The organism is Actinoplanes sp. NPDC089786 (assembly GCF_040684855.1).
In the GTDB taxonomy this organism is placed as follows: Bacteria; Actinomycetota; Actinomycetes; order Mycobacteriales; family Micromonosporaceae; genus Actinoplanes.
This window is the reverse complement of record NZ_JBFBGU010000006.1, coordinates 197,328-219,777: the sequence shown is the minus strand read 5'-3', so window position 1 is coordinate 219,777 and position 22,450 is coordinate 197,328. Positions and strand designations below refer to the sequence as shown.

Here is a 22,450-nt window from a genome sequence, read left to right as displayed (position 1 = left end):
CATGAGCAGGCCAGACGTCGTCGTCACCGGGCTCGGCGCGACCACCCCGTTGGGCGGGGACGTCGCGTCGACCTGGGACGCCATGCTCGCCGGCCGCTCCGGGGTGAGTGCTCTCACCCAGGAGTGGGCCGAGCAACTGACGGTACGCATCGCCGCGCAGCTCGCGGTCGAGCCGTCCGAGGTTCTCGAGCGGGTCAAGCTCCGCCGGCTGGACCGGTCCGAGGCGATCGCGCTGATCGCCGCGCACCAGGCCTGGGCCGACTCCGGGCTGGCCGATTCGGGGCTGGACGGCGAGCGGCTGGCGGTCAGCTTCGGCAGCGGAATAGGCGGCGCGCAGACCCTGCTCATCCAGGACGACATCCTGGAGGCCTCCGGGCCGCGCAAGGTCAGCCCGCACACGGTGCCGATGCTGATGCCGAACGGCCCGGCCGCGTACGTCGGCCTCGAACTGGGCGCCAAGGCCGGCGTGCATTCGATGGCCAGCGCCTGCGCCACCGGCGCCGAGGCGATGGCCCTGGGTCTCGACATCATCCGGTCGGGCCGCGCCGACGTGGTGGTGACCGGCGGCACCGAGGCCGTCGTGCACCCGCTGCCGATGGCCGGCTTCGCCGCGATGCGCGCCATGTCGACGCGCAACGACGATCCCCAGCGCGCGTCCCGTCCGTGGGACAAGGGCCGGGACGGTTTCGTGCTCGGCGAGGGCGCCTGTTCCCTGGTCATCGAGCGGGCCGACCACGCCGAAGCGCGCGGCGCCCGGATCTACGCCCGGCTCGCCGGGGCCGGCATCACCTCGGACGGGTACGACATCGTGCAGCCGCACCCGCAGGGTGAGGGCGGCATCCGCGCGATGACCAAGGCCATCCAGGACGCCGGCCTGACCAAGGCCGACATCGTGCACATCAACGCCCACGCCACGTCGACCCCGGTCGGCGACATGGCCGAGATCCACGGCATCCGGACCGCGATCGGCGACCACCCGGTGCTCACCTCGACCAAGAGCATGTCCGGCCACCTGCTGGGCGCGGCCGGGGCGCTCGAGTCGATCGCCACGGTGCTGGCCATCCGCGAGGGTGTCGTCCCGCCCACGATCAACCTGGACGACCCGGACGACGAGCTGACCCTCGACGTGGCGGCCCACAAGGCCCGCCCGATGGACATCCCGGCCGCGATCAACAACTCGTTCGGCTTCGGTGGCCACAACGTGGCGCTCGTCTTCACCCGCGTCTGACCGTCAGCTGGGAGCAGCCGTGACGACCCTTTCCTCGGAGACCGGATCTACCACCGCCGATGAGCGCGACCCGGAGCTGAGGCTGCGGGGGTTCTTCGATCAGGGGACGTTGCGGCTGCTCGCGCCGCGGGACGACAGCGGTGTGCTGTACGCCCGCGGCCTGGTGGAGGGCACGCCGGCCATCGCGTTCGCGTCGGACGGCACCCGGATGGGCGGCGCCCTCGGCGTCGTGGGGTGCCAGCACGTGGTCGACGCGATCGATCTGGCCGTACGGGAGCGCGTACCGGTGATCGGCCTCTGGCACTCCGGGGGCGCCCGCCTCGCGGAGGGCGTGGTCGCGCTGGACGCCGTGGGCCAGATCTTCGCGGCGATGGTGCGGGCGTCCGGCCGGGTGCCGCAGATCTCGGTGGTCCTCGGCCCGGCGGCCGGCGGCGCGGCGTACGGTCCGGCGCTCACCGACATCGTGATCATGAGCAAGGCCGGCCGGATCTTCGTGACCGGCCCCGAGGTGGTCCGCAGCGTCACCGGCGAGCAGGTCGACATGGAGCGGCTGGGCGGCCCCGAGCCGCACGGCCGGCGGTCCGGCGTCGTGCACATCACCACCAAGGACGACGCGACCGCGCTGGCCGAGGCCCGCCGGCTCACCACCCTGCTCGGTCACCAGGGCCGGCTCACCCCGGTGGACGCCACGGACCACGACCTGGGTGCGCTTCTCCCGGCGCAGACCAACCGGGCGTACGACGTGAAGCCCCTGGTCCGGGCCCTGCTCGACGAGCCCGGGGTGGAACTGCACGCCAAGTGGGCCCCGAACGTCGTGACCACGCTGGGACGGTTCGCCGGGCGCACGGTCGGCGTCATCGCCAACAACCCGCTGCGGCTCGGCGGCTGCCTGGACGCCACCAGCGCCGAGAAGGCCGCGCGCTTCGTGCGGATGTGCGACGCGCTCGGCGTGCCGCTGATCGTGCTGGTGGACGTGCCCGGCTACCTGCCCGGCCTCGGCCAGGAGTGGGACGGCGTGGTGCGCCGCGGCGCCAAGTTGCTGCACGCCTTCGCCGAGGCGGTCGTCCCGCGGGTCACCCTCGTCACCCGGAAGGCGTACGGGGGCGCGTACATCGCCATGAACTCCCGCGCGCTCGGCGCGACCGCCGTCTTCGCCTGGCCGGACGCCGAGATCGCGGTGATGGGCGCGAGCGCCGCGGTGAACATCCTGCACCGCCGGAAGCTGGCGGCCGTCCCGCACGAGCGGCGTGAGGCGCTGCGCGAGGAACTGGTCGCCGAGCAGATCCGGGTCGCCGGTGGGGTCGGCCGGGCCCTGGAGATCGGCGTCGTGGACGACACGATCAAGCCCGAGGACACCCGCCGCCGCATCGCCGAGGCCCTGGCCGCGGCCCCGGCCGCACGCGGGGCGCACGGCAACATCCCGCTCTGAGCGACGATCAGCCGACCCGGGTGAGCAACGTCACCGGGGCACCGTCGCCCGCGTAGCGATAGGGCTCCAGCTCGGCGTCCCAGGCCGTGCCCAGCGCCTTCTCCAGCGCGTGCGAGAGGGCCTCGGGCGCGGGGGCCGACGCCATGATCGAGCGCAGCCGATCTTCGCCGATCTGGATGTCGCCGGACGCGCCCATCGTGCCGTGGAACAGGCCACGGCCGGGCACGTGCATGAAGCGCTCACCGTCGACGCCCGGGCTGGGCTCCTCGGTGACCTCGAAACGGATCATGGGCCACTGCCTGAGGGCAGCAGCCAGCTCGGCGCCAGTCCCCTGTCGTCCCGACCAGGAACACTGCGCCCGGCGCATGGCGGGATCAACCGGCTGCGCCGTCCAGTGCAGGGTGACCGGCGCGGTGAGGACGCGCGCGATCGCCCACTCGACGTGCTGGCACACGGCGAGTGGGGTCGAGTGGACGTATACGACGCCACACGTTTGCACGGTGACCTCCCGAGGACCGAGATGCGTCTTCCCCTACGACCTCGACCGCGGTTGATCGTGTCCCATGATGCCGGTTGCCACGGATGGTGCGCCAGAGAAACCGCAATATCGACTATGGGACCGGCCACAGGGGCACACCCGGCCTAACGCCCGGACCTGCTCCGACGGCACGGCATGACCGCCCTCGTGTACGATTACTGCGGCCTTTTTCTGCACATGCTTTTCCCTTAGGAGTACCGCCGTGGCGAGCAACACCTCAAAGACCGCCCGCGCCTCAGTCCGCGCCGGTCAGGGTTCTGGCGGAGCGCTCAGCGTTCTTGGTGAGTACAAGTACCTGATCCCGCTGGCCGAAGGCCGTTTCGCCTACGTGCGTAACCTGACCAACGGCCGCACCAACCACCTCCGCACCGACTCCGACGCCTTCGTCGAAGAGATCCGCGGCCTGGTCGCGGCCGGTCACGGCGCGAAGGTCCGCACCGAGCTCAGCGCCCTCGACGCCGCCCACCCGGCGCACGGCTGGGCCGACACCGAGAAGCGCCTGGTCGACGCCGGCGTCTTCGAGGGCTGATCCCGGCCCCGCCGCTCCACCGCGAACGCCCATCCTCCCCCGGCGGGACGGATGGGCGTTTTCGCATTTCCTGAAGATCAAGACCAACGGCCTCAGTCGAGGAGCTCGACCCAGCCCGTGTCGAGGTCGTAGATGGCGCCGACGACGTCGACACGGCCGGCCGCGATCGCCTCGGTGACGCCCGACAGGTCGCGCATGCGGCGGGCGGTGCGGGTCACGTGGGCGCGCATCGCCTTGTCGGGGGCGTCGGGATCGTCGGCGCCGACCGCCTCGACCGCCGGCGCGATCTCGTCGACCAGGTAGCCGATGTCGCCGCCGGGACGCTCGCCCGCCCGCAGGGCCTCCACCGTCGCGGTGACCGCGCCGCACCGCACATGGCCGAGCACCACGATCAGGGGCACGCCCAGGGCGCTCACCGCGAAGCTCACCGAGCCGGCCACCGCCCGGTCGACCACGTGACCGCCGGAGCGCACCACGCAGATCGAGCCGAAGGTCTGGTCGAAGATCGCCTCCAGCGGCACGCGGGAGTCGATGCAGCCGAGCACGACGGCGTGCGGCTGCTGGCCACCGGAGACGGCGGCCGCGGCGGAGACGTCGTGGCCGTTCTGCGGCCGGCCGCTGACGAAGCGGCGGTTGCCCGCGACCAGGGCGGCCAGCGCGTTCGCGGGGCTGCGGGCCAGGTCGGTGGCGGCGGGCGTCGTGGAGGGCGAGGGGGCCGTCATGAGGTCATTCTTGCCGAGCGGAACGGCTCGGGCACCCACTGCGACGCAGCTCACGTCGTACCGTGAATGACCTTTGCAATTTGCATCTACACGCGTGATGCTTATTACCCGCGGGTATAGCGGGGGGGTGCGACTCGCGGAGGTGCCCATGCCCGAACGCTCGGAAGTGACCCTTCCGGACGGCGTGCGGTTGCAGGTCGAGACGTCGGGACCGGCCGACGCCCCGGTGACCGTGATCCTGCTGCACGGCTGGTGCCTCGACCGCCACATCTGGCACCACCAGGTCAAGGCGCTCGGTGACGTGCGGGTCGTGGCGTACGACGCCCGCGGCCACGGCCGCTCCGACGCCACCCTGCTCAAGGCGGCCACGCTGCCCCAGCTCGGCGCCGACCTGGCCGAGGTGATCCGGGCGACGGCGCCGACCGGGCCGGTGGTGCTCGTGGGTCACTCACTGGGCGGCATGACGATCATGGAGTACGCGGCCGACCACCCCAAGGAGTTCGCCGAGCGGGTGGCCGGGCTGGTCCTCGTCTCCACCACGGCCGAGGGGCACACGCACACCCGCTACGGGATGCCGGCCCAGTTGGCCACGCTGTTCCGCTACTACGAGACGATCGGCGCCGGCGTGCTGGCCCGCTGCGGCACGTGGCGGCCACACCGGATGATGACGCCGGTGCTGCGGCCCACGGTCCGGTGGCTGCTGTTCGGCGACGACTGCGACGACACCTCGCTGACCGTGACCATGCGCGGGGTGGGCCGCGCCTCGCTGCGGTCGATCGGTGGCTTCCGGCCTTCGATCGGGGCCCAGCAGCGCCTGGAGACGCTGGCCGCGTGGACCGGCGTACCCGCCGCGGTCCTGGTGGGTGACCGTGACCGGCTCACTCCCCCGGCCTGCGCGGAGTCCATCGCCGGGGCCCTGCCGGGTGCCGAGGCGACCGTGCTGGCCGGCGGCGGGCACATGCTGATGCTGGAGCGCCCGGAAGAGGTGACCACCACGATCCGCGACGTGGTGCGCCGCGCGGCCGGCGCGACGCCGATCAGGCAGGGGCGCGGGCGGCGGGCGGCGGAAGGTTTCGATGAGGCCGCATAGCGCGCCGCGATCGACGCGGGGCACTGCTCAGGAGTAGGTTCGTATGTCCCCCTTTTCGCGGCCGCACGCGGCCCGGGCGGGGGCGAACCACGAGGGAGCAGATCGAACTTGAGCGACGCCACCATCCTTCAGCAGGAGATCGCCGTCGAGCAGGAGCACGTCGACCGGGTCTACGCCCGGCTCGCGGAACTGCGCCAGGACGCCTCCCGGGCCGAACGGGACGGCTACCGCATGGCCGGCGTCGGCACGTACGGCGCGCTGGTCGAGCGCGACGCCATGGTGTTCCACGCGGCCCGGCGCCGGCACGCGCTCGACACCGAGTACGAGGGGCTGGTCTTCGGCCGCCTCGACCTGACCACCGAGGCCGTGCACTACGTCGGCCGGATGGGCATCCGCGACCAGGACTCGCAGCCGCTGGTGGTCGACTGGCGGGCGCCGGCCGCGGCCGCGTTCTACCGGGCCACCCCGGCCGACCCGATGGGCGTGGTCCGGCGCCGGATGATCCAGTCCAGCCGCGAGAAGGTCACCGGCATCGAGGACGACCTGCTCGACCCGGACGCGGCGCCGGACGGCATGCGGGTGGTCGGCGACGGCGCCCTGCTGGCCAGCCTGTCCAAGGCGACCGGGACCGGCATGCGCGACATCGTCGCCACCATCCAGCGGGAGCAGGACGACGCGATCCGCTCCCCCGCGTCCGGCGTGACGATCGTGACCGGCGGGCCGGGCACCGGCAAGACCGCCGTGGCCCTGCACCGGGCGGCGTACCTGCTGTATTCGGACCGGAGCCGGTTCGCCGGCGGCGGCATCCTGGTCGTCGGGCCGTCGGGGGTGTTCGTCACCTACATCGCCACGGTGCTTCCGTCGCTGGGCGAGGAGACGGCCACCCTGCGGTCGCTCGGGTCGCTGGTGGTGGGCTATTCCGCCACGCGCACCGACCCGACCGACGTGGCCGCGGTCAAGGGCTCGCTGCGGATGCGCAAGGTGCTCGAACGGGCCTCGCACGACGCGGTGCCCGGGGCGCCCGACGAGTTGCGGCTGCTCTACCGGGGCACGCTGCTGCGGCTGGGCCGGACCGACCTGGACAAGATCCGGCGGGCCGCGCTGCCCCGGGGCGCGCGGCGCAACGAGGTGCGCGGGGCCGGCTTCGACCGGGTCTTCGATGCCCTCTGGTCCCAGGCCCGGCAGCACCGGGTGGCCGGTCTGCCCGAGAAACGCGACTTCGAGGCCGAGCTGGCCGACCGCGGCGATTTCCGGGACTTCCTCAAGGCGTGGTGGCCGCGGCTCACCCCGGCCCGGGTGCTGGAGTGGCTGCGCGAGCCGGCGCGGCTGCGGTCGTACGCGACGGGGATCTTGAGCCGCACCGAGATCGCGGCGCTGGAGGGGCGGTTCGGCCCCGAGCCGACGATCGCCGACGTGGCGCTGCTGGACGAGCTGGACGAGCTGCTGGGCCGGCCCCGGCGGGCGCAGAAGAAGAAGGTCAACCCGTTCCACGTCCGCGACGGGATCCAGGAGGTCACCACGCAGTCCGACCGGATGGCCGCGGCCCGGGCGCAGGCGGTCGAGCGGGACGACGACTACCGCGACTACGCGCACGTGGTGGTCGACGAGGCGCAGGACGTGTCGCCGATGCAGTGGCGGATGATCGGCCGGCGCGGGCAGTACGCGTCCTGGACGATCGTCGGCGACCCGGCCCAGACCGCGTGGTCGGGCGACCCGGGCGAACTCGACCGGGCACGTGAGCGGGCGCTCGGCACCCGCAAGCGCAACACGTACGCGCTGACCACGAACTATCGCAACTCGTCGGAGATCTTCGCGGTGGCCGCCTCGGTGATCCGCACGATCATGCCCGACCTGCCGCTGCCGACCGCGGTCCGCAGCACCGGCGTGGAGCCGGTCGACCTGGTGGTGGCGGCGGGCCAGCTGCCCGACGCGGTGCGTGAGGTGGCCGAGAAGCAGCTCGCCGACGTGGACGGCACGATCGGCGTGATCGCCCCGGTGCCGCGCCGCGACGAGGTGGCGTCCTGGCTGACCGGGTTGCCCGAGCGGGTGCAGGTGGTGACCGCCATCGAGGCCAAGGGCATGGAGTACGACGCGGTGGTGCTGGTCGGCCCGGGAGAGATCGCGGTCGACCCGTCCGGCGTACGGACGCTCTATGTCGCGCTCTCCCGGGCCACTCAGCGCCTCACCACGGTGGGCACCGATCCCGGCTGGCTGCCGGACCCGGTCAGGGAATCCGCACCGAGGTGACGTTGTACGGCGTGGCCGGGGTCGGCGGCGTGGTGAACCGCGCGTTGGGCAGGTAGAAGCGGCCGGCGTACTCGGCGATCGTGGTGGGCACGTCGAAGCCCGCCGAGGTGGTCGTCGAGACGACCCGGCCGTGGGTGCCCGAGCCGTCCAGCTTGATCTCGGTGATCTTGTTGTCCCGGTTCTGCACGACGTAGAGCGAACGGCCGCGCAGCCACAGCCCGTCGCCGTTCGGCACCAGGACGCCGCCGGTGTCGATTTTCCGGGTGACGCCGGTGAACGTGCTGCGGAACAGCAGGCCGGTGTTGGACTGCACGATGATCAGGCCGTTGCCGTCCGGCGAGGGCACGATGCCGTTGGCGTTGTTGCCGGGCTGGTAGACGATGTCGCCGGTCAGCGGCACCGCCTTGGCCGCGGCGGGCAGCGCGCCGTGCCGGCCGTACTTGACCCGGTGCAGGTTCGGGTTGGCCGAGTCGGTGAACCAGGCCGAGCCGCCGGCGAAGGCCACGTCGTTGATGAACGCGGCGCCGGTCTGGAGCGGGTACGACTTGAGCACCCGGCCGCTGCGGACGTCGACGACCCGGGCGTCGCCGCCGGTGCCGCCGGCCACGAAGAGCCGGCCGTCCCGGTCGAGCTTCAGGCCCAGCGACGGTGTGCCGGGGCCCTGCGAGATGACCTCGCCCCGGCCCGACTTCAGGCTGACCCGGTAGATGTCGCCGTCGGCCCGGGAGCCGAAGTAGGCGTACGGGGCCTTACCGATCGCGATGCCTTCGGGCTGGAACCCGGCGGGCAGGTCGAAGGTGGTCTCGAGGTGTTCGTGCGACGACGCCGTGGCGGGCGTCGCACCCGCGGTGACGGCCAACGCCGCCATGGCCGCGATCGCAAGAGTTCGCTTGAGCACTGACTACGGTCCTTCCCTTCGGAAGCGGTTGTCACTCAAGGAGTACCCCGGCAATGGCAATCGAGTTCAACTTGCATACATAGCGATGTGAACATACATTGGCCAAGGCTGGGCGCCGCGTCGGAGGGTTGTGTCATGGGAGCAGGTCACGACCACGGGGGCGCGGCCCGGCACGGTGGCGCCCGGCACCGCCGCCGGTTGTGGTGGGCGGGCGGTCTGCTGGCGGCGTTCATGCTGGTCGAGGCGGGCGCGGCCTGGGCCACCGGTTCCCTGGCGCTGCTGTCCGACGCCGGCCACATGTTCACCGACGTGCTCGGCATCGCGATGGCGCTGGCCGCGATCACCGCCGCCGGCCGGACCCAGGGCCCCGACTCCCAGCGGACGTTCGGTCTCTACCGGCTCGAGGTGCTCGCCGCGCTGGCCAACGCGCTGCTGCTGACCGGCGTCTCGATCTACGTGCTGATCGAGGCGGTCCGCCGGTTCACCGACCCGCCCGACGTCCCGGCCGGCTGGATGCTGCTGGTGGCCACCGGCGGCCTGATCATCAACATCGTGGCGTTCCTGCTGCTCCGCGAGGGCGCGGAAGAGAGCATCAACGTCCGCGGGGCCTATCTCGAGGTGGTCGGCGACCTGATCGGCTCGGCCGGGGTCATCGTCGCCGCCGTGGTGATCGCGTTCACCGGGTGGTCGTACGCCGACCCGATCGTCGCCGTCGTGGTGGCGCTGATGATCCTTCCCCGGACGCTGGCGCTGGCCCGGTCGGCCGTCCGCATCCTGGTCCAGGCCGCGCCGAAACACCTGGACGTGGCCGTCGTGCGCACCCGCCTGGCCGCCGTGCCCGGCGTCTGCGACGTCCACGACCTGCACGTCTGGACGCTCACCTCGGGCATGGACGTGGCCTCGGCCCACCTCAGCCTCGAACCGGCGGCCGAGCTGGCCACGGTGCTCGCCGGGGCGCGGGAGGCGCTGCACGACGACTTCTCGATCGACCACGCCACGCTCCAGGTGGAGCCGGTCGGGGCCGGCGGCCGGTGCACCCCCGCGGGCTGGTGAGAGTGGTAGCGCACTCGATGAAGGGTGTGGCGATCATCACGTTCTGAGGTCATCATGAGGCCATGACCATGGTCACGCACATACCTCGCGTCGCCTGGGACGCCGCCCGGGCCTTCGTCATCATGGCCGAGGCGCCCTACTTCGAGGACTTCGCCGACCAGGTGTGGCGGCGGCTCGGTCCGGACATCCACGACGCGCTGACCGACACCCGGGCCCGGCTGGCCGACAACCTGCGGCGCACCGGGGGCGACCGGCGGGTCGCCGACATCGAGCGCGGTGCTTGGCGCGTACGCGTGGAAGAGCTGTTGCGGGCCCGCCCCGATCTCACCGACGTGGTCATGGAACTGAACTCCATGGTGCTGCGCTACTGACGTTTGCCGGGCACCCGTCGCCGCCATCCGTGACAATTGGGGCATGAGCAGCGGCATGGTGTTCGCGTGAGCGAGCGCATCCTGATCACCAACGACGACGGCATCGACACGCCGGGGATCCGGTGGCTGGCCAAGGCCGTGCTGCGGGCCGGGCACGACGTCGTGGTGGCGGCGCCGATGACCGAGGCGAGCGGCAGCAGCGCGTCGATGACCGCGATCGAGGAGGACGGCAAGATCGTCGTAGAGCCGCGGGAGCTGGCCGGGGCCCGGAACGTGCCCGCGTACGGGGTGGCCGCGTCGCCCGCGTTCATCGTGCTGCTCGCGCTGCGGGAGGCCTTCGGCGAGGCCCCGGCGGTGGTGCTCTCCGGGATCAACCGCGGGGCCAACGCGGGGGCGGCGGTGATCCATTCGGGTACGGTCGGCGCCACGCTCACCGCGGCCCACGCCGGACTCCGCGGGCTGGCCGTGTCGCTGGACGTGCTCACCCCGGTGCAGGGGTCGGTGGCCAGTGGCGGTGCCGCGATCGATCAGCTCGACGAGACCGACGAGAAGCGGCACTGGGGCAGCGCGGCCGGCCTGGCCGTCAAGCTGCTGCCGGTGCTCGCGCACACGCCGGCCGGCACGATCCTCAACCTGAACGTGCCCGACCTGCACGTGGACGGGATCCGGGGACTGCGCCGGGCGTCGCTGGCCCGGTTCGGCCAGGTGCAGGTGAGCATCGCCGAGCGGTCCGAGGGTTTTGTCCGCACGGCGGTGCAGGCCGCGCAGGAGAACCTGGAGCCCGGCACCGACCTGGCCGCGCTGGCCGAGGGCTACGCCTCGGTGACGCCGCTACGGTCGCCGTCCGAGAACCGCGACGTGCGGCTGAACCTCGAGTCGATCAGGGTGCAGACCCCGGCGTTGTGATCGCCCGGCTGCGCAGGAACGCCCCGATCTGGGCGACCACGATCGCGGCGGCGTCGAAGATCGCCAGCTTGCGCGGGAAGTTGTGGTTCAGGCCCTGGTAGACCGAGGCGATCACGGGCACGCCGGCGTCCTGGAGCCGGGCCGCGTACCGCTGCGCGTCGCTGACCAGCACGTCCAGTTCGGCCGCGACGATCAGCGCGGGCGGCATCCCGGCCAGGTCCATCCGCGTCGGGTCGGCCTGCTCGGGCAACCCGTCCGGGGCGAACGCGGCCCAGAAGAACGCCATCTCCTCCCGGTGCAGCCCGTAGTCGTCCAGGGGCGGGTAGCTCATCGCCGGGTCGAGGGCCGGGCAGATCAGCACCTGCGCGGCGATCGGGCGGGCCGCGTGCCGGGCCGCCACCACGGCGAGATGCCCGCCGGCCGAGTCGCCGCCCACCGCGACCGTCCGATCCGGCGGCAGCCAGCGCAGCGCGCGCTCCACATCGTCCACCGGCGCCGGGTACGGGTGTTCCGGCGCCCGCCGGTAGTCCACGGCCAGCACCGACCAGCCGGAGTCGTGCACGATCCGCCGGCACAGCCCGTCGTGGGTTTCCAGGTCGCCCAGCACCCAGCCGCCACCGTGGGCGTAGACCAGCACCGGCGCGTCGTCGATGTCGCGATAGAACCGGGCGGGCACCCCACCGGCGTCCACCTCGGCGACATCGCGGACCGCCGGGCCGGGGCCCATCTCGACGGGCGCGGCGTCGGCCATGCTCCGGCGTACCTCGGCCAGATTGTCCAAGGTCAGCGGAGCACGCTGCTGCGCACTAATGGCCGAACGAGCCTGAGGGTGGAGGCGCTTGAGGTCCACAAGCAGAACAATAACCAGTTATGAACGACCTGCTACCGGCGCTGCCGGAGGACTGGGAACGCTGCCTGTGCGTGGCGGCACACCCCGATGACATCGAGTACGGCGCCGCGTCCGCCGTGGCACGCTGGACCGCCCAGGGCAAAACCGTCACCTACCTGCTCGCCACCAGCGGCGAGGCGGGCATCGACTCGATACATCCGGACCAGGCCGGGCCGATGCGCCGCGACGAGGAACGGGCCGGGGCCCGCGAGGTGGGCGTCGAGGTGGTCGAGTTCCTCACCCATCAGGACGGGATCGTCGAGTACGGGCCGGCGCTGCGCCGGGACATCACCTCGGCGATCCGCCGGCACCGCCCGGACATCATCGTCAGCGGCGACTTCAACGTCCGCATGATCGGGGGCATGGTCAACCAGGCCGACCATCGCGCGGTCGGGCTGGCCGCGCTGGACGCCGCCCGCGACGCCGGCAACCGGTGGATCTTCCCGGAGCTCGACCTGCCCGCGTGGGGCGGCGTGCGCTTCGTCGCCTACGGCGGCTCGGCCAACCCGACGCACGGCGTCGACATCACCGGCGACCCGCTCGAGCGGGGCATCGCCTCGCTCGAGGCGCACGCCGAGTACACCAAGGGCCTGGGTCCCGGCGGACCGGACGCGCGGGCGATGCTGAGCTGGATGGCTCGCCAGAGCGGGCCGGCGATCGGCGCCGGCGCGGGCGCGCTCTTCGAGGTCATGTCGCTGGGCTTCGACGGCCCGCCGCCCTGGGTCACCGCCTAGGTGATGGTCGCGCCCTGGGGCGTGTCGAGCAGGCCCCAGAGGTTGAGGGCGGCGTCCCGCGCGGCGGGGCGCAGCCCGGGGCTCTTGGCCATGCAGGCGCGGACCAGGTCACGCAGGCGGGACGGCAGGCCCGGAACGGGCAGGACCGGGGTCGGCGCCAGGCAGGCGGTCCGACCGGCGGCCCGGATGGTGGCGGCGACGGCGGCCGGGTACGGCGACCGGCCCATCACCATCTCGTACAGCAGCACACCCAGCGGGTAGACGTCGTCCTTCTCCGGCCCGGCGGCGTCGAACTCGCGGGCCAGGCCGAAGTCGATGATCTTGGGGCCGGTCGGGGTGAGCATCACGTTGCGGGCGGAGAGGTCGCGGTGCACCACGCCGCGGCGGTGGGCCACGGCCAGCACGTCGGCGGCGGTGGCGGCGATCCGGGCGGCCTCGCGCCAGGGCAGCGGGCCACGGGCCAGGCGGGCGGTCAGCGGCCGGCCGTCGAGCAGTTCCATCGCCACGTACGGGACGACGGTGCCGTCGGGCAGCGGCGCCTCGCCACACTCGAAAACCCGCGGCACGCTCGGGTGGCGCAGCCGGTCGGTGATCATCGCCTCGCGCCGGGCGTTCGAGCCGACCGCGGGGGCCAGCACCTTCACCGCAAGCTTGCGGCCGTGCACGGCGTCGACCGCGGCGTAGACCGTGGAGACGCCGCCCTGACCGATGGCGCGGATCAGCACGTACCGCCGGCTGATGCTCGTACCCAACAGAAGTCGCGCCACGGGAGCGCACTATTCCGCAACTCCTGTGGCACGACCACGGTATGAAAGAAAGCTTTAAGGAGAGAGCGTTTCACGGTCGGATGTCGGACACTTGCCGCTACTCACGGTCAGGTGCCGGACACCGCCGGCTGGTTCCGGCCCTCGCCGTGCGGGTCGGGATTACCGAACAGACCCAGCAGCCCCGTCACCCACAGTTGTCGATGGGCGAACCGGCTGGGCTTCGTCACGACGACCTTGACCCCGGAGATCCCGGCCATCTGATGTGCGCTCACCAGAGCACTGATCCCCACCGAGTCGATGAAGGTCACGTCCTGCATGTTGAGCTCGATGCGGCTCGGCGTCCCCTCCGCCATCGCGGCCACCACCGCATCCTTGATCAGGTACGCGTTCTCTACGTCGATCTCCCCCGCGGGTGCCACCTCGACCGTCTGGTCGGCGGCCGTCCGTGTTATCGACAGCGTCACGCCCTCAACCTCCACCCACCCGGGACGCGCCCGAGCGTCTGCTCAAAAACCGGGGTCGACTACCCCCGAAGAGTCCGGTGAAACTGCCTCGCCAGGCTATGCACCGAACCTGTTAACCACCTGAGTGCCGACCCTGCAAACGCGCTCCACCCTACTCACACCGGTCCACCGGATTTCCCATGGTGACGCTCCACCCACGACCCGGTTGCGGAGGGTACTCAGGTCTTCCGCCGCGGACAACTACGGTTGCGAAGACGTGGCACGTTTGCGCGCGTGTTTGCTCACCGCGACGGTTGGGCACGGTGAGACCGACCCTTGCAGAGCGGAAGGCGAAACTATGTCCTCGAGGAAGAACAAGGCCGAGCGGACGGCCGCTCAGGCGTGGGATTATCTGTCGTCTGCGGTCGCCTCGGCCGGTGAGGCGGGCGTGCACGCGGTCGACGTGACCAGCTCGAAGGCCAACAAGCTGGCCAACCGGGCGGCCAAGCGGTCGTCGAAGCTGGCCGACCGGGCCGCCAAGCGGTCGTCGAAGTTCGCCGACCGGGCGGCCGGCACGTCGTCCAAGGTCGCCGACCGGGCGGCCCGGAAGTCGGCCCAGTTCGCCGACCAGGCGGCCGGCTTCGCGGCTCAGGCGCAACAGTCCGGGCTCAAGCTGGCGGGCAACGCCGGCGACCGGGTGGCCGCGGCCAAGGACGAGGCGTGGACGCGGGCGGCCCTGGCCGCCGACGCGCTGGCCGGGCGCCGGCGTGGCCTGCCCTGGGGCCTGCTGATCGGGGTCGGCCTGATCGGCGTGGCCGTGGGCTGGGCGGCGGCGAACGCGGCCCAGGCGGCGGCCGAGCGCCAGGCTCAGGAGGAAGAGCTCGAGCTGGCCGAGTCGGCGGTCATCGTCACTCCCGAGAGTCGCGGCTACCACGAGTCCTGACATGCGCACCGCCGGGCGGCGCGACTTGCCGCCCGGCGGTCCTAGGCTGTGCCGATGACCGACGCCGTGTTCTTCACCGACGCCGCTGAACTGCGCGAATGGTTCGAAAAGCACCACGATTCGGCGCCGGAGCTCTTCGTCGGCTACTACAAGAAGCACGTCAAGAAGCCGGGCATCACCCACACCGAGGCGATCGAGCAGGCGCTGTGCTTCGGCTGGATCGACAGCATCGGCCGGCGCATCGACGACGAACGCCATCAGGTGCGGTTCACCCCGCGCCGGAAGGGCAGCGTATGGAGCGCGGTGAACATCGCGACCGTCGCCCGGCTGGCCGAGCAGGGGTTGATGCGCCCGGCCGGGCAGAAGGCGTTCGACGAGCGCAAGCCCGACCGGGTCGCGGTGTACTCGTACGAGCAGCCGGCCGACGCCCAGCTCACGCCGGAGCAACTTGCCGAGCTGAAGGCCGACCCGCACGCCTGGGAGTGGTTCTCGGCACAGTCCCCCGGCTATCAGCGCTCGGCGATCCACTGGGTGGTCAGCGCCAAACGCGACGAAACCAGGTCACGCCGCCTCGCCCAGCTCATCACCGACTCGGCGGCCGGGCGCCGTGTGCCACCGCTGGTCCGGCGCTGAACGCCCCGCGTGGGTAGCATGGTCCGTCGTCCGCACTGATCCACCCCCCACACAGATAAGGGTTCGTCTGGTGCTCGATGTCGGTCATCTCCTCGACAACCGTTACCGGTTGGACGAGCGCATCGCCACGGGCGGGATGGGCGATGTCTGGAAGGGCACCGACGTGGTGCTCGGCCGCACGATCGCGGTCAAGGTGCTGCGCGACAACATGATGTCCGACCCGGAATTCGCCGCGCGGTTCTACGGCGAGGCCCGGATGATGGCGGCCTTCCGGCACCCGGGCGTGGTCGAGGTCTTCGACTACGCCAGCTCCACCGGCGACGGCGACAACCAGTGCGCCTACCTGGTCATGGCGTACGTGGAGGGCGAGCCCCTGTCCTCCCGCCTCAAGGAGCAGGGCCGGCTCGACGTCACCGAGACCATGTCGATCGTGTCCCAGGCGGCCGACGCCCTGCACGCCGCCCACCAGAACGGCACGGTCCACCGCGACGTGAAGCCGGGCAACCTGATGATCCGGCCGACCGGCGCGGTCATCCTGGTCGACTTCGGGGTGGCCCGCTCCAACGCCGTGACCAGCGTCACCGGGGTCAACTCGATCGTCGGCACCGCCCTCTACATGGCCCCGGAACAGGTCGCCAAGGGCAAGGTCACGCCGGCCACCGACATCTACGCGCTGGGCGCCGTGGCCTACCACTGCATCGCCGGCCGCCCGCCGTTCGACGGCGACAACGCGCTCCAGGTCGCCCTCATGCACCTCGAGGACGAGCCGGCCCCGCTGCCCGACGAGGTGCCGCCGGCCGTCCGTGAGCTGATCAGCCGGGCCATGGCCAAGCACCCGGACGACCGCTTCCACAGCGCCGCCGAGTTCGCCGAGGCGGCCCTCGCCGCGACCAAGCCGCTCGACTACCGCACCATGACCGGCACGGCCCTGACCGGCACGGCCCTGACCGCGCCGATGAGCCCGGCGTCCCCGACCCGGGCGGTGCCGTTGCCGCGCAACGTCCCGCCGTCGGCGCCTCCGCCGCGGCGCAGGCGGGGCTCGCGGAGCCAGGTGGCCGTACTCGTCATGGTCATCGCTCTGGGACTCGCCGCGGCCGGCCTCGCGCTCGCCCTGGCCATGCGGACCACCAACAGCGACGGCGCCGTGGTCGAGCCGACGACCACCCCGTCCGCCGAGGCCACCGAGAGCGGCGAGCCCCAGGTGCCGACGACCACGATCGAGGACGAGCCGACCGAGGGTGACAGCCGGCCGAACATCCCGGACATCACGCCCACCAAGAAGCCCTCCCCCAGCAAGTCCGCGTCGCCCACACCGTCCAAGACGACCCCGCCGCCGCAGAACAGCCAGCCGCCGGACGACCCGACCGACGACCCGACCGACGACGAGACGACCCCGCCGACCGGCGGGGCCACCACGCCGGCCGACGGCGGCGGCGGCGAAGAGGGCCAGGGCACCGGCGTGGGCGTCGGCCTCGGCAACGGCCAGAACTGACCCTTGTTCGGGATCGGCGAGTTCGCCACCCTGGGCCGCGTGTCGGTGCGCATGCTGCGGCACTACGACGCGATCGGGCTGCTCCGGCCGGCCCGGGTCGACCCGTCCAGCGGCTACCGCTACTACACCGCGGCCCAGCTCACCCAGATCAACCGCATCGTCGCGCTCAAAGACCTCGGTTTCACCCTGGAACAGGTGCAGACCATGGTCGGCGAGAAGATCGATCCGGCCGAGCTGCGCGGGATGCTCCGGCTGCGGCGGGCCCAGCTGGCCGAGCAGGTGGCCGCCGACAACGCCCGGCTGGCCCGGGTGGACGCCCGGCTGCGGATGATCGAGACGGCCGGGGTGCTGGACACCGCCGAGGTCGTCCTCAAGCCGGTCGCCGCGCAGCGGGTCGCCCGGCTCAGCGCGCCCTGCGCGAACTACCTCGCGGCCGACATCGGTCCCGCCCTCCAGCCGCTCTACCCCGAGCTGATCGAGCGGATGGAGCAGGCCGGGGTACGGATGGCCGGCCCGCCGCTGGCCTGGTACGAGCGGGACCACACGGTGGCCGGGGAGGACGCCGTCACGGTGAACGCGGCCTTCCCGATCGAGGGCGAGCCACCGGCCGACCCCGGATTCGAGGTGTATGAACTGCCGGCGCTCGATCGGGCGGCCACGCTGATCCACCACGGGCACATGGACCTGGCCTTCCGGACCGGGCAGACGATCGGCGCCTGGATCGAGGCCAACGGCTACCGCGCCGTCGGCGAGGGGTACGCCCGGGAGGTCTACCTCGACTGCCCGCCCGGCGACTTCGACCGCTGGGTCACCGAGATGCAGGTCCAGGTGACTTTCCCTCAAGTGTGACGCTGCGTAACCGAAATGAAGCCTCGACCAGCTACCGGCGGGTACGAAGGAGAGGCACATGGCGCCGAGCCGAACGCGCGTGGCAACGCTGTTGGGTGTGCTGCTCGGCGCCTCGCTGACGTCCACCGTGGTGGTGCGGACCACCCAGGCCGTGTTCACCGGGAACACCTCGACCACCAACACCTGGTCCTCCGGCGGCGCCGAGATCACCAGCGACGGCACCGGCAGCGCGGTCTTCAACAGCGGCTCGGACGGGGCCCTGGTGAACGGGCAGACGCTGACCAAGTGCATCGTCGTCACGTACAAGGGCGCCACCGTCCCCGCCTCGGTCAAGCTGTACAGCAGCACGGTCGGCGGCACCGGGCTGGCCGACTACCTGAACCTGACCGTCGAGACCGGCAGCAGCACCTCCACCAACGGCAACTGCGCCGGCTGGTCGGCCGGCGGCACGGTGTTCACCGGGACGCTGACCGACTTCGCCGCAAAGAACGCGTTCGCCAACGGAGTGGGTGTCTGGGGGCCTAGCGTCGTGAACGAGAAGCTGACGTACCGCTTCACGGTGACCGTGCAGAACCAGGCGGCCGCCCAGAACAAGACGGCGTCGGCCACGTTCATCTGGGAGGCGCAGACCGTTTGATCCCCGCTCGATCACGCGGGCCGGTGCGCCGGACCGCTGATCGCGGGATCCGGTCCGGCCGGCATCGCCGTGCCGACGGCCGGCGTGGCACCGACCGCCGCCGCCACGGGACCCACCACCACCAGGCGACCGAGCCCGCCCGGCTGGTCGCCGAGGCCGTCCAGGTGGTGCTGGTGATGACCGTGGTCACCGTGATGACGCTCGGCGCCTGGGTGGTGGTGCCGCTGCTGTGGGGCTGGGACGCCTACACCGTCACCTCCGGGTCGATGACGCCGCTGGTCTGGCCCGGTGACGTGGTCGTCGCCGCGGGCCACCACGGCACGGCGGTCGTGCCGGTCGGCACCGTCGTCGTCGTGGAGCCGATCAGCGCCGACGCGCAGCCGGTCACGCACCGTGTTGTCGAACGGTTGCCGGACGGGCGCTACCGGACCAAGTGCGACGCCAACCCGCAACCGGACTCGCGGCTCATCCGCCCCCAGCAGATCATCGGCACCGCCCGGCTCGTGGTGCCGCTCGCCGGGCTGGTGAAGCTCTACCTCGGGCGCGGGGCGCCGGTCGCCGGACTCCTGCTGATCCTGCTCAGCCTCGCTCTGCCCGTACTCAGGAAGAGCCGGAGCCGGAACCACCCCGCGCTCGCCGCCGCCGTGGTCTGCGTGCTCGCCGTCAGCACCGGCGCGGCCGGCACCTCCTGGGGCAGCTCGCGGGCGGCCTGGACCGGCTCGACCAGCGCGTCGCCGACCTGGGCCACGTCGGCGTTCTACTACCAGGCGGTGGTGGCCTCGACGCCGGTCTCCTACTGGCGGATGAACAACACCACCTCGATCCCCGACGTGATGAACGTCAGCCCGCTCACGGTCAGCGGCACCAGCGCGCTGGCCGCGAGCGGGCTGCGCGGCGACCCGGACCCGGCACTGCGCTTCTCCCGCGTCGCCAACACGTACGCGCAGAGCACCAACGCCGCCTACCGGATGACCGCACCGATGTCCGTGGCCTGCTGGACCAGCACCAACGGCATCGCCCTGGGCCGGCTGGTCTTCAAGGGCACGTCGACCAACGGCGACGTCAACTACCTGCTGGCCTTCTCGTCCGACGGCGCCTACATGCGCTTCGTGTTCGACCAGGCCGGGCCGCCGGGCGGGACCCGGGCCACGGCCGGGGCGCCGGGCCGGTCCGACTGGGTGAAGGACGGGACGTGGAAGTTCGTGGTCGGCGTGTTCGACGGCACGATGGCCCGGCTCTACGTCAACGGCGTGGAGAAGCACGCGGTGCCGGCGACCGCCATGGCCGGGTCGAACAACCGGCTGGCGATCAACGAGTCGGGCGCCAACGCCATGGACGGCGACATCGACGAGGTGACGGTCTGGTCGCGGGCGCTGACCCCGGCCGAGATCCAGAACCTGTGGAACATCGGCAAGAAGTAGCTCATGTTCCGGGGATGACCGCCGATGATGAGGCCACTCTGGCACGGCGATGCACCCGAGCCGCTACCGGAAAGGCCCCCGCCATGACGACCCAGCAGCAGCAACCACCGCAACAACCGATGTACCCCACCGCACCGCCCTGGGCGAACCCGGCGCCGCCGCCGGTCGAGCCGGCGCCGCCCGCCTACGGCACGGTCACGCCCTGGGAGGCGCCGTACCCGCAGACCGGGCAGCTCCTCGTGCCCTACCCGGAGGAGATGCGCAACGCCGCGCGTCCCACCCCGCCGCGGTGGTGGCCGGTGGTGATCTGGACGTTCCTCTTCGGGATCCTCGGCGCGGTCTCGGCCGCCCGCCGGGCCAACATCGCCCGGCGCGGCGGCAACAGCACGGCGCCGTACTGGATCACCTGGGCCGCCACGCTGGCCGCCGGCGCCGTCCTGTGGGGCGTCGCGGCGTTCGCCGTGCAGCCCGTCGTCCTCCAGCAGCTGGAGGACGGCCGGACCACCCAGGTGGAGAAGAACATCCGCACCGACGGCGCCCTGAAGGGCCTGATCGGCGTCGACGCCACCGCGGTGAACTGCGACCCGCTGAGCGCCCGGGACGCGACCGGCCTGCGGTTGTACGACTGCGCGCTCACCCTGGACGACGGCCGCACCGGCACCCTGGTGGTCGAGGCCGACAAGGACAGCAAGTGGAGCGTCGTCCGCAAGAAGAAGTAACCGATGGACTCGCGGCGCACCCTCCGGCGGGGAGGGGTGCGCCGCGTACTTCTTTCGTCAGGTCTCGGGTTTCGTCAGGCCTCGGGGAAGACCGGCTCGCCGGCCCGGACCAGGCGCCAGTTGGGCTCGAAGAAGTCGGCCGGGTCGATCGTGCCGCGCCGCTGGGCCCAGTCGATGAGCAGCTGCCGGATCTCCTGCTGGGCGTTGTAGACCTGGGTCTTCACGATGCCCGGGAAGTTTCCGCCACCACTGCGCCGGTAGTTGTTGACCGCCACCACGAACCGGGCCGCCGGGTCGACCGGGTCACGGAACACGATCCGCCGGCCGACCGGTTCGCTGATGTCGATGTCGTAGGCCAGGCCGGAGATCACGTCGTAGTTGTAGTCCGGCACCGCGGGATCGCTGATCGTGGCCGGGTCGACCGGCGCGCCCGGGGCCGACGTGACGAAGTACTTGGCCGAGTACTCGAGGTAGGCCTTCACCTCGGCGCCGGTGAGAACCACCGCCTCCAGGGTGTTGTCGTAGATGTACAGCCCGGCCACGTCCTTGATCTTCACCTCGCCGCGCGGGAAGACGGCGGTCCGGCTGAACGGCGCCGCGATGGACAGCACCGGCAGGCCGGCGTACTCGGTGCCGGCCAGCGCCGCGGTCACCGTGTCGGTCTGCACGCGGTTGATGTAGTCGAGGATCGGCGTGTCCCGGTACCGCGACTCGGCCGCGCTCAGCTCGACGATCGAGGTGGCGACGACCTGGTTCACGTACGCCACGGTCTTGGCGTGCTGCTTGCGCACCGCCTTGAGCACGGCCGGGTCCTCGGCGACCGTGTTGGTGTTGAGCGTGGTCGCCTGCTTCGCGGTGACCGCCCAGCGGCCGCGTTCCCGGGTCAGCGTGAAGTCCATCCGGGTCAGCCGCTGCCCCCACTTGGACGGCTCGGAGAGCAGCACCTGGTCGCCGGTCTCGGCGTTGGTCACGAACCGCTGCGGCACATCGGCGTGCGCGTGCCCGAACAGGATCGCGTCGATGCCCGGCACCCGCTCGGCGATCAGCGCGCTCGGGTTCTCGTTGGGCAGCTCCGGCCCGTAGCTGGAGGTGCCGCTGTCCCCGCCGTGCGCCGAGATCAGCACCAGGTCGGCCCCGTTACGCCGCATGATCGGCACATACTTCGCCGCGGTCGCGACCAGGTCCTCGAAGCGCAGCAGCCCCTCGATGTTGGCCCGGTCCCAGATCGCCACGCCCGGGTTGGTCAGGCCCAGGATCCCCACCCGCAGGGTGCTGCCCCCCACGATCAACTTCTTGATGAGGTACGGGCGGAAGGCCGGCCGCCCCGTCGCCACGTTCACCGCGTTGGCGGCGAGGGCCGGGAACCCCAGCTGCTTGATCCACAGGTTCAGCAGCGGCAGCCCGTAGTTGAACTCGTGGTTCCCCAACGTCACGGCGTCGTAGTGCAGCACGTTCATGGCCTTGGCCATCGGATGCTTCTCGCCGGTCTCGGTGATCGGCTCCTGCTTGGCGTAGTAGGTGGCGAGCGGCGTCCCCTGGATCGTGTCCCCGGCGTCGAGCACCAGCGAGGTGGTGCCGCGCTCGCCCCGGATCTGGTTGATCAGGGCGGCCAGCTTGGCCACACCGACGTCGTTGTGCGCGCTGTCGTCGTACTCGGCGTCGCGGTAGTAGTCCCAGTTGTAGACGTTGCCGTGCGTGTCGGAGGTCCCGAGCACCGAAAGCTTGAAGGAGCGGGCGCCGGCGGTGGCCGGCTCACCCAGCGTGAAAGGAGCGGCGGCGGTGGCCGCCGCGGCCGCGAGCACGCCACGTCGAGTCATACGAGAGGTCACCCGCGCACGATAACCATCGATGCATCCTCCGGCCACCCGGCGGTTTGGGCCACTCGCCCGGAACCGGATGACGGGGTGAAATA

General features: G+C 71.8%; 23 protein-coding genes. 16 read left to right on the top strand and 7 right to left on the bottom strand.

Features of this window, described 5'->3' with window-relative positions; genetic code table 11:
* Position 1 precedes the first annotated feature (1 nt).
* Both fabF and AB0O15_RS21400 read left to right on the top strand, forming a co-directional pair.
* Positions 2–1,228 carry a beta-ketoacyl-ACP synthase II gene (fabF, locus tag AB0O15_RS21405; protein ID WP_364320998.1) on the top strand — a complete coding sequence of 409 codons (1,227 nt, stop codon included), beginning with the start codon at positions 2–4 and terminating at the stop codon, positions 1,226–1,228.
* Positions 1,229–1,247: 19 nt separating this feature from the next.
* On the top strand, positions 1,248–2,657 hold the full coding sequence (locus AB0O15_RS21400; RefSeq protein WP_364320995.1) for a carboxyl transferase domain-containing protein: 1,410 nt from the start codon (positions 1,248–1,250) through the stop codon (positions 2,655–2,657).
* Between the two features lie 7 nt (positions 2,658–2,664).
* On the opposite strand, the gene AB0O15_RS21395 is transcribed toward AB0O15_RS21400, so the two are convergent.
* Positions 2,665–3,156 (bottom strand): DUF3145 domain-containing protein, encoded by a 492-nt coding sequence (locus AB0O15_RS21395; RefSeq protein WP_364320992.1) that lies wholly within the window; start codon positions 3,154–3,156, stop codon positions 2,665–2,667.
* 241 nt (positions 3,157–3,397) lie between these two features.
* Here AB0O15_RS21395 and AB0O15_RS21390 point away from each other — a divergent pair, with 241 nt between their 5' ends.
* Positions 3,398–3,724, top strand: a complete 327-nt coding sequence (locus AB0O15_RS21390; RefSeq protein WP_364320989.1) for a hypothetical protein — start codon at positions 3,398–3,400, stop codon at positions 3,722–3,724.
* Positions 3,725–3,816: 92 nt separating this feature from the next.
* Here the strand turns inward: AB0O15_RS21390 and AB0O15_RS21385 are convergent, their stop codons facing one another.
* The gene (locus tag AB0O15_RS21385) at positions 3,817–4,446 is read right to left on the bottom strand and encodes a carbonic anhydrase (protein WP_364320987.1); all 630 of its coding nucleotides are present in this window, start codon (positions 4,444–4,446) and stop codon (positions 3,817–3,819) included.
* A gap of 148 nt (positions 4,447–4,594) precedes the next feature.
* Here AB0O15_RS21385 and AB0O15_RS21380 point away from each other — a divergent pair, with 148 nt between their 5' ends.
* Both AB0O15_RS21380 and AB0O15_RS21375 read left to right on the top strand, forming a co-directional pair.
* On the top strand, positions 4,595–5,536 hold the full coding sequence (locus tag AB0O15_RS21380; protein ID WP_364320984.1) for an alpha/beta hydrolase: 942 nt from the start codon (positions 4,595–4,597) through the stop codon (positions 5,534–5,536).
* A gap of 108 nt (positions 5,537–5,644) precedes the next feature.
* Positions 5,645–7,783, top strand: a complete 2,139-nt coding sequence (locus AB0O15_RS21375) for an AAA family ATPase (protein WP_364320981.1) — start codon at positions 5,645–5,647, stop codon at positions 7,781–7,783.
* Here AB0O15_RS21375 and AB0O15_RS21370 read toward each other — a convergent pair.
* Positions 7,761–8,651, bottom strand: coding sequence for a superoxide dismutase (locus tag AB0O15_RS21370; protein ID WP_364320978.1), 891 nt, complete (start codon positions 8,649–8,651; stop codon positions 7,761–7,763). The two genes, AB0O15_RS21375 and AB0O15_RS21370, sit on opposite strands and share 23 nt — an antisense overlap.
* 165 nt (positions 8,652–8,816) lie before the next feature.
* Here AB0O15_RS21370 and AB0O15_RS21365 point away from each other — a divergent pair, with 165 nt between their 5' ends.
* The 3 genes from AB0O15_RS21365 (at position 8,817) to AB0O15_RS21355 (ending at position 11,011) form a co-directional block, all read left to right on the top strand.
* Positions 8,817–9,734, top strand: coding sequence for a cation diffusion facilitator family transporter (locus AB0O15_RS21365; RefSeq protein WP_364320975.1), 918 nt, complete (start codon positions 8,817–8,819; stop codon positions 9,732–9,734).
* 62 nt (positions 9,735–9,796) lie between these two features.
* Positions 9,797–10,105, top strand: coding sequence for a hypothetical protein (locus AB0O15_RS21360; protein ID WP_364320973.1), 309 nt, complete (start codon positions 9,797–9,799; stop codon positions 10,103–10,105).
* A gap of 66 nt (positions 10,106–10,171) precedes the next feature.
* On the top strand, positions 10,172–11,011 hold the full coding sequence (locus AB0O15_RS21355) for a 5'/3'-nucleotidase SurE (protein WP_364320970.1): 840 nt from the start codon (positions 10,172–10,174) through the stop codon (positions 11,009–11,011).
* Here the strand turns inward: AB0O15_RS21355 and AB0O15_RS21350 are convergent.
* Positions 10,986–11,861 (bottom strand): alpha/beta hydrolase, encoded by an 876-nt coding sequence (locus tag AB0O15_RS21350; protein ID WP_364320967.1) that lies wholly within the window; start codon positions 11,859–11,861, stop codon positions 10,986–10,988. The genes AB0O15_RS21355 and AB0O15_RS21350 overlap by 26 nt on opposite strands.
* Before the next feature lie 20 nt (positions 11,862–11,881).
* Between AB0O15_RS21350 and AB0O15_RS21345 the strand changes: the two genes are divergently transcribed.
* Entirely contained in the window at positions 11,882–12,634 is a 753-nt protein-coding gene (locus tag AB0O15_RS21345) for a PIG-L deacetylase family protein (RefSeq protein ID WP_364320964.1), read from the top strand.
* Here AB0O15_RS21345 and AB0O15_RS21340 read toward each other — a convergent pair.
* Entirely contained in the window at positions 12,631–13,401 is a 771-nt protein-coding gene (locus AB0O15_RS21340; protein WP_364320961.1) for a serine/threonine-protein kinase, read from the bottom strand. The two genes, AB0O15_RS21345 and AB0O15_RS21340, sit on opposite strands and share 4 nt — an antisense overlap.
* Positions 13,402–13,508: 107 nt before the next feature.
* Positions 13,509–13,865: an STAS domain-containing protein gene (locus AB0O15_RS21335; protein ID WP_364320959.1), complete on the bottom strand. Its 357-nt coding sequence runs from the start codon at positions 13,863–13,865 to the stop codon at positions 13,509–13,511.
* Between the two features lie 337 nt (positions 13,866–14,202).
* On the opposite strand from AB0O15_RS21335, the gene AB0O15_RS21330 reads away from it, so the two are divergent.
* From AB0O15_RS21330 to AB0O15_RS21300, 7 genes are all read left to right on the top strand, one after another.
* Positions 14,203–14,787, top strand: a complete 585-nt coding sequence (locus tag AB0O15_RS21330; RefSeq protein ID WP_364320956.1) for a hypothetical protein — start codon at positions 14,203–14,205, stop codon at positions 14,785–14,787.
* Between the two features lie 54 nt (positions 14,788–14,841).
* Positions 14,842–15,420 carry a YdeI/OmpD-associated family protein gene (locus AB0O15_RS21325; protein ID WP_364320954.1) on the top strand — a complete coding sequence of 193 codons (579 nt, stop codon included), beginning with the start codon at positions 14,842–14,844 and terminating at the stop codon, positions 15,418–15,420.
* A 70-nt stretch (positions 15,421–15,490) separates the two neighbouring features.
* A complete protein-coding gene (locus AB0O15_RS21320) occupies positions 15,491–16,912 on the top strand; it encodes a serine/threonine-protein kinase (protein ID WP_364320951.1) in 1,422 nt (473 codons plus the stop codon).
* A gap of 3 nt (positions 16,913–16,915) precedes the next feature.
* Positions 16,916–17,761: a MerR family transcriptional regulator gene (locus tag AB0O15_RS21315; RefSeq protein WP_364320948.1), complete on the top strand. Its 846-nt coding sequence runs from the start codon at positions 16,916–16,918 to the stop codon at positions 17,759–17,761.
* A gap of 79 nt (positions 17,762–17,840) precedes the next feature.
* Entirely contained in the window at positions 17,841–18,398 is a 558-nt protein-coding gene (locus AB0O15_RS21310; protein ID WP_364320945.1) for a hypothetical protein, read from the top strand.
* Positions 18,399–18,421: 23 nt separating this feature from the next.
* Complete coding sequence (locus AB0O15_RS21305) at positions 18,422–19,819, top strand: signal peptidase I (protein ID WP_364320942.1); 1,398 nt, start codon at positions 18,422–18,424, stop codon at positions 19,817–19,819.
* Between the two features lie 83 nt (positions 19,820–19,902).
* Positions 19,903–20,538: a hypothetical protein gene (locus AB0O15_RS21300; protein ID WP_364320939.1), complete on the top strand. Its 636-nt coding sequence runs from the start codon at positions 19,903–19,905 to the stop codon at positions 20,536–20,538.
* A gap of 74 nt (positions 20,539–20,612) precedes the next feature.
* Here AB0O15_RS21300 and AB0O15_RS21295 read toward each other — a convergent pair whose 3' ends face one another.
* On the bottom strand, positions 20,613–22,355 hold the full coding sequence (locus tag AB0O15_RS21295; RefSeq protein WP_364321294.1) for a 5'-nucleotidase C-terminal domain-containing protein: 1,743 nt from the start codon (positions 22,353–22,355) through the stop codon (positions 20,613–20,615).
* Positions 22,356–22,450: the final 95 nt, after the last annotated feature.

What these genes read in the sequence shown, in the direction of transcription:
- AB0O15_RS21325 (WP_364320954.1), top strand. Translation starts at nt 14,842, where the DNA reads ATGACCGACGCCGTGTTCTTCACCGACGCCGCTGAACTGCGCGAATGG.
- AB0O15_RS21345 (WP_364320964.1), top strand. Translation starts at nt 11,882, where the DNA reads ATGAACGACCTGCTACCGGCGCTGCCGGAGGACTGGGAACGCTGCCTG.
- AB0O15_RS21385 (WP_364320987.1), bottom strand. Translation starts at nt 4,446, where the DNA reads ATGACGGCCCCCTCGCCCTCCACGACGCCCGCCGCCACCGACCTGGCC.
- AB0O15_RS21380 (WP_364320984.1), top strand. Translation starts at nt 4,595, where the DNA reads ATGCCCGAACGCTCGGAAGTGACCCTTCCGGACGGCGTGCGGTTGCAG.
- fabF (WP_364320998.1), top strand. Translation starts at nt 2, where the DNA reads ATGAGCAGGCCAGACGTCGTCGTCACCGGGCTCGGCGCGACCACCCCG.
- AB0O15_RS21330 (WP_364320956.1), top strand. Translation starts at nt 14,203, where the DNA reads ATGTCCTCGAGGAAGAACAAGGCCGAGCGGACGGCCGCTCAGGCGTGG.
- AB0O15_RS21300 (WP_364320939.1), top strand. Translation starts at nt 19,903, where the DNA reads ATGACGACCCAGCAGCAGCAACCACCGCAACAACCGATGTACCCCACC.
- AB0O15_RS21360 (WP_364320973.1), top strand. Translation starts at nt 9,797, where the DNA reads ATGACCATGGTCACGCACATACCTCGCGTCGCCTGGGACGCCGCCCGG.
- AB0O15_RS21370 (WP_364320978.1), bottom strand. Translation starts at nt 8,651, where the DNA reads ATGGCGGCGTTGGCCGTCACCGCGGGTGCGACGCCCGCCACGGCGTCG.
- AB0O15_RS21295 (WP_364321294.1), bottom strand. Translation starts at nt 22,355, where the DNA reads ATGACTCGACGTGGCGTGCTCGCGGCCGCGGCGGCCACCGCCGCCGCT.
- AB0O15_RS21365 (WP_364320975.1), top strand. Translation starts at nt 8,817, where the DNA reads ATGGGAGCAGGTCACGACCACGGGGGCGCGGCCCGGCACGGTGGCGCC.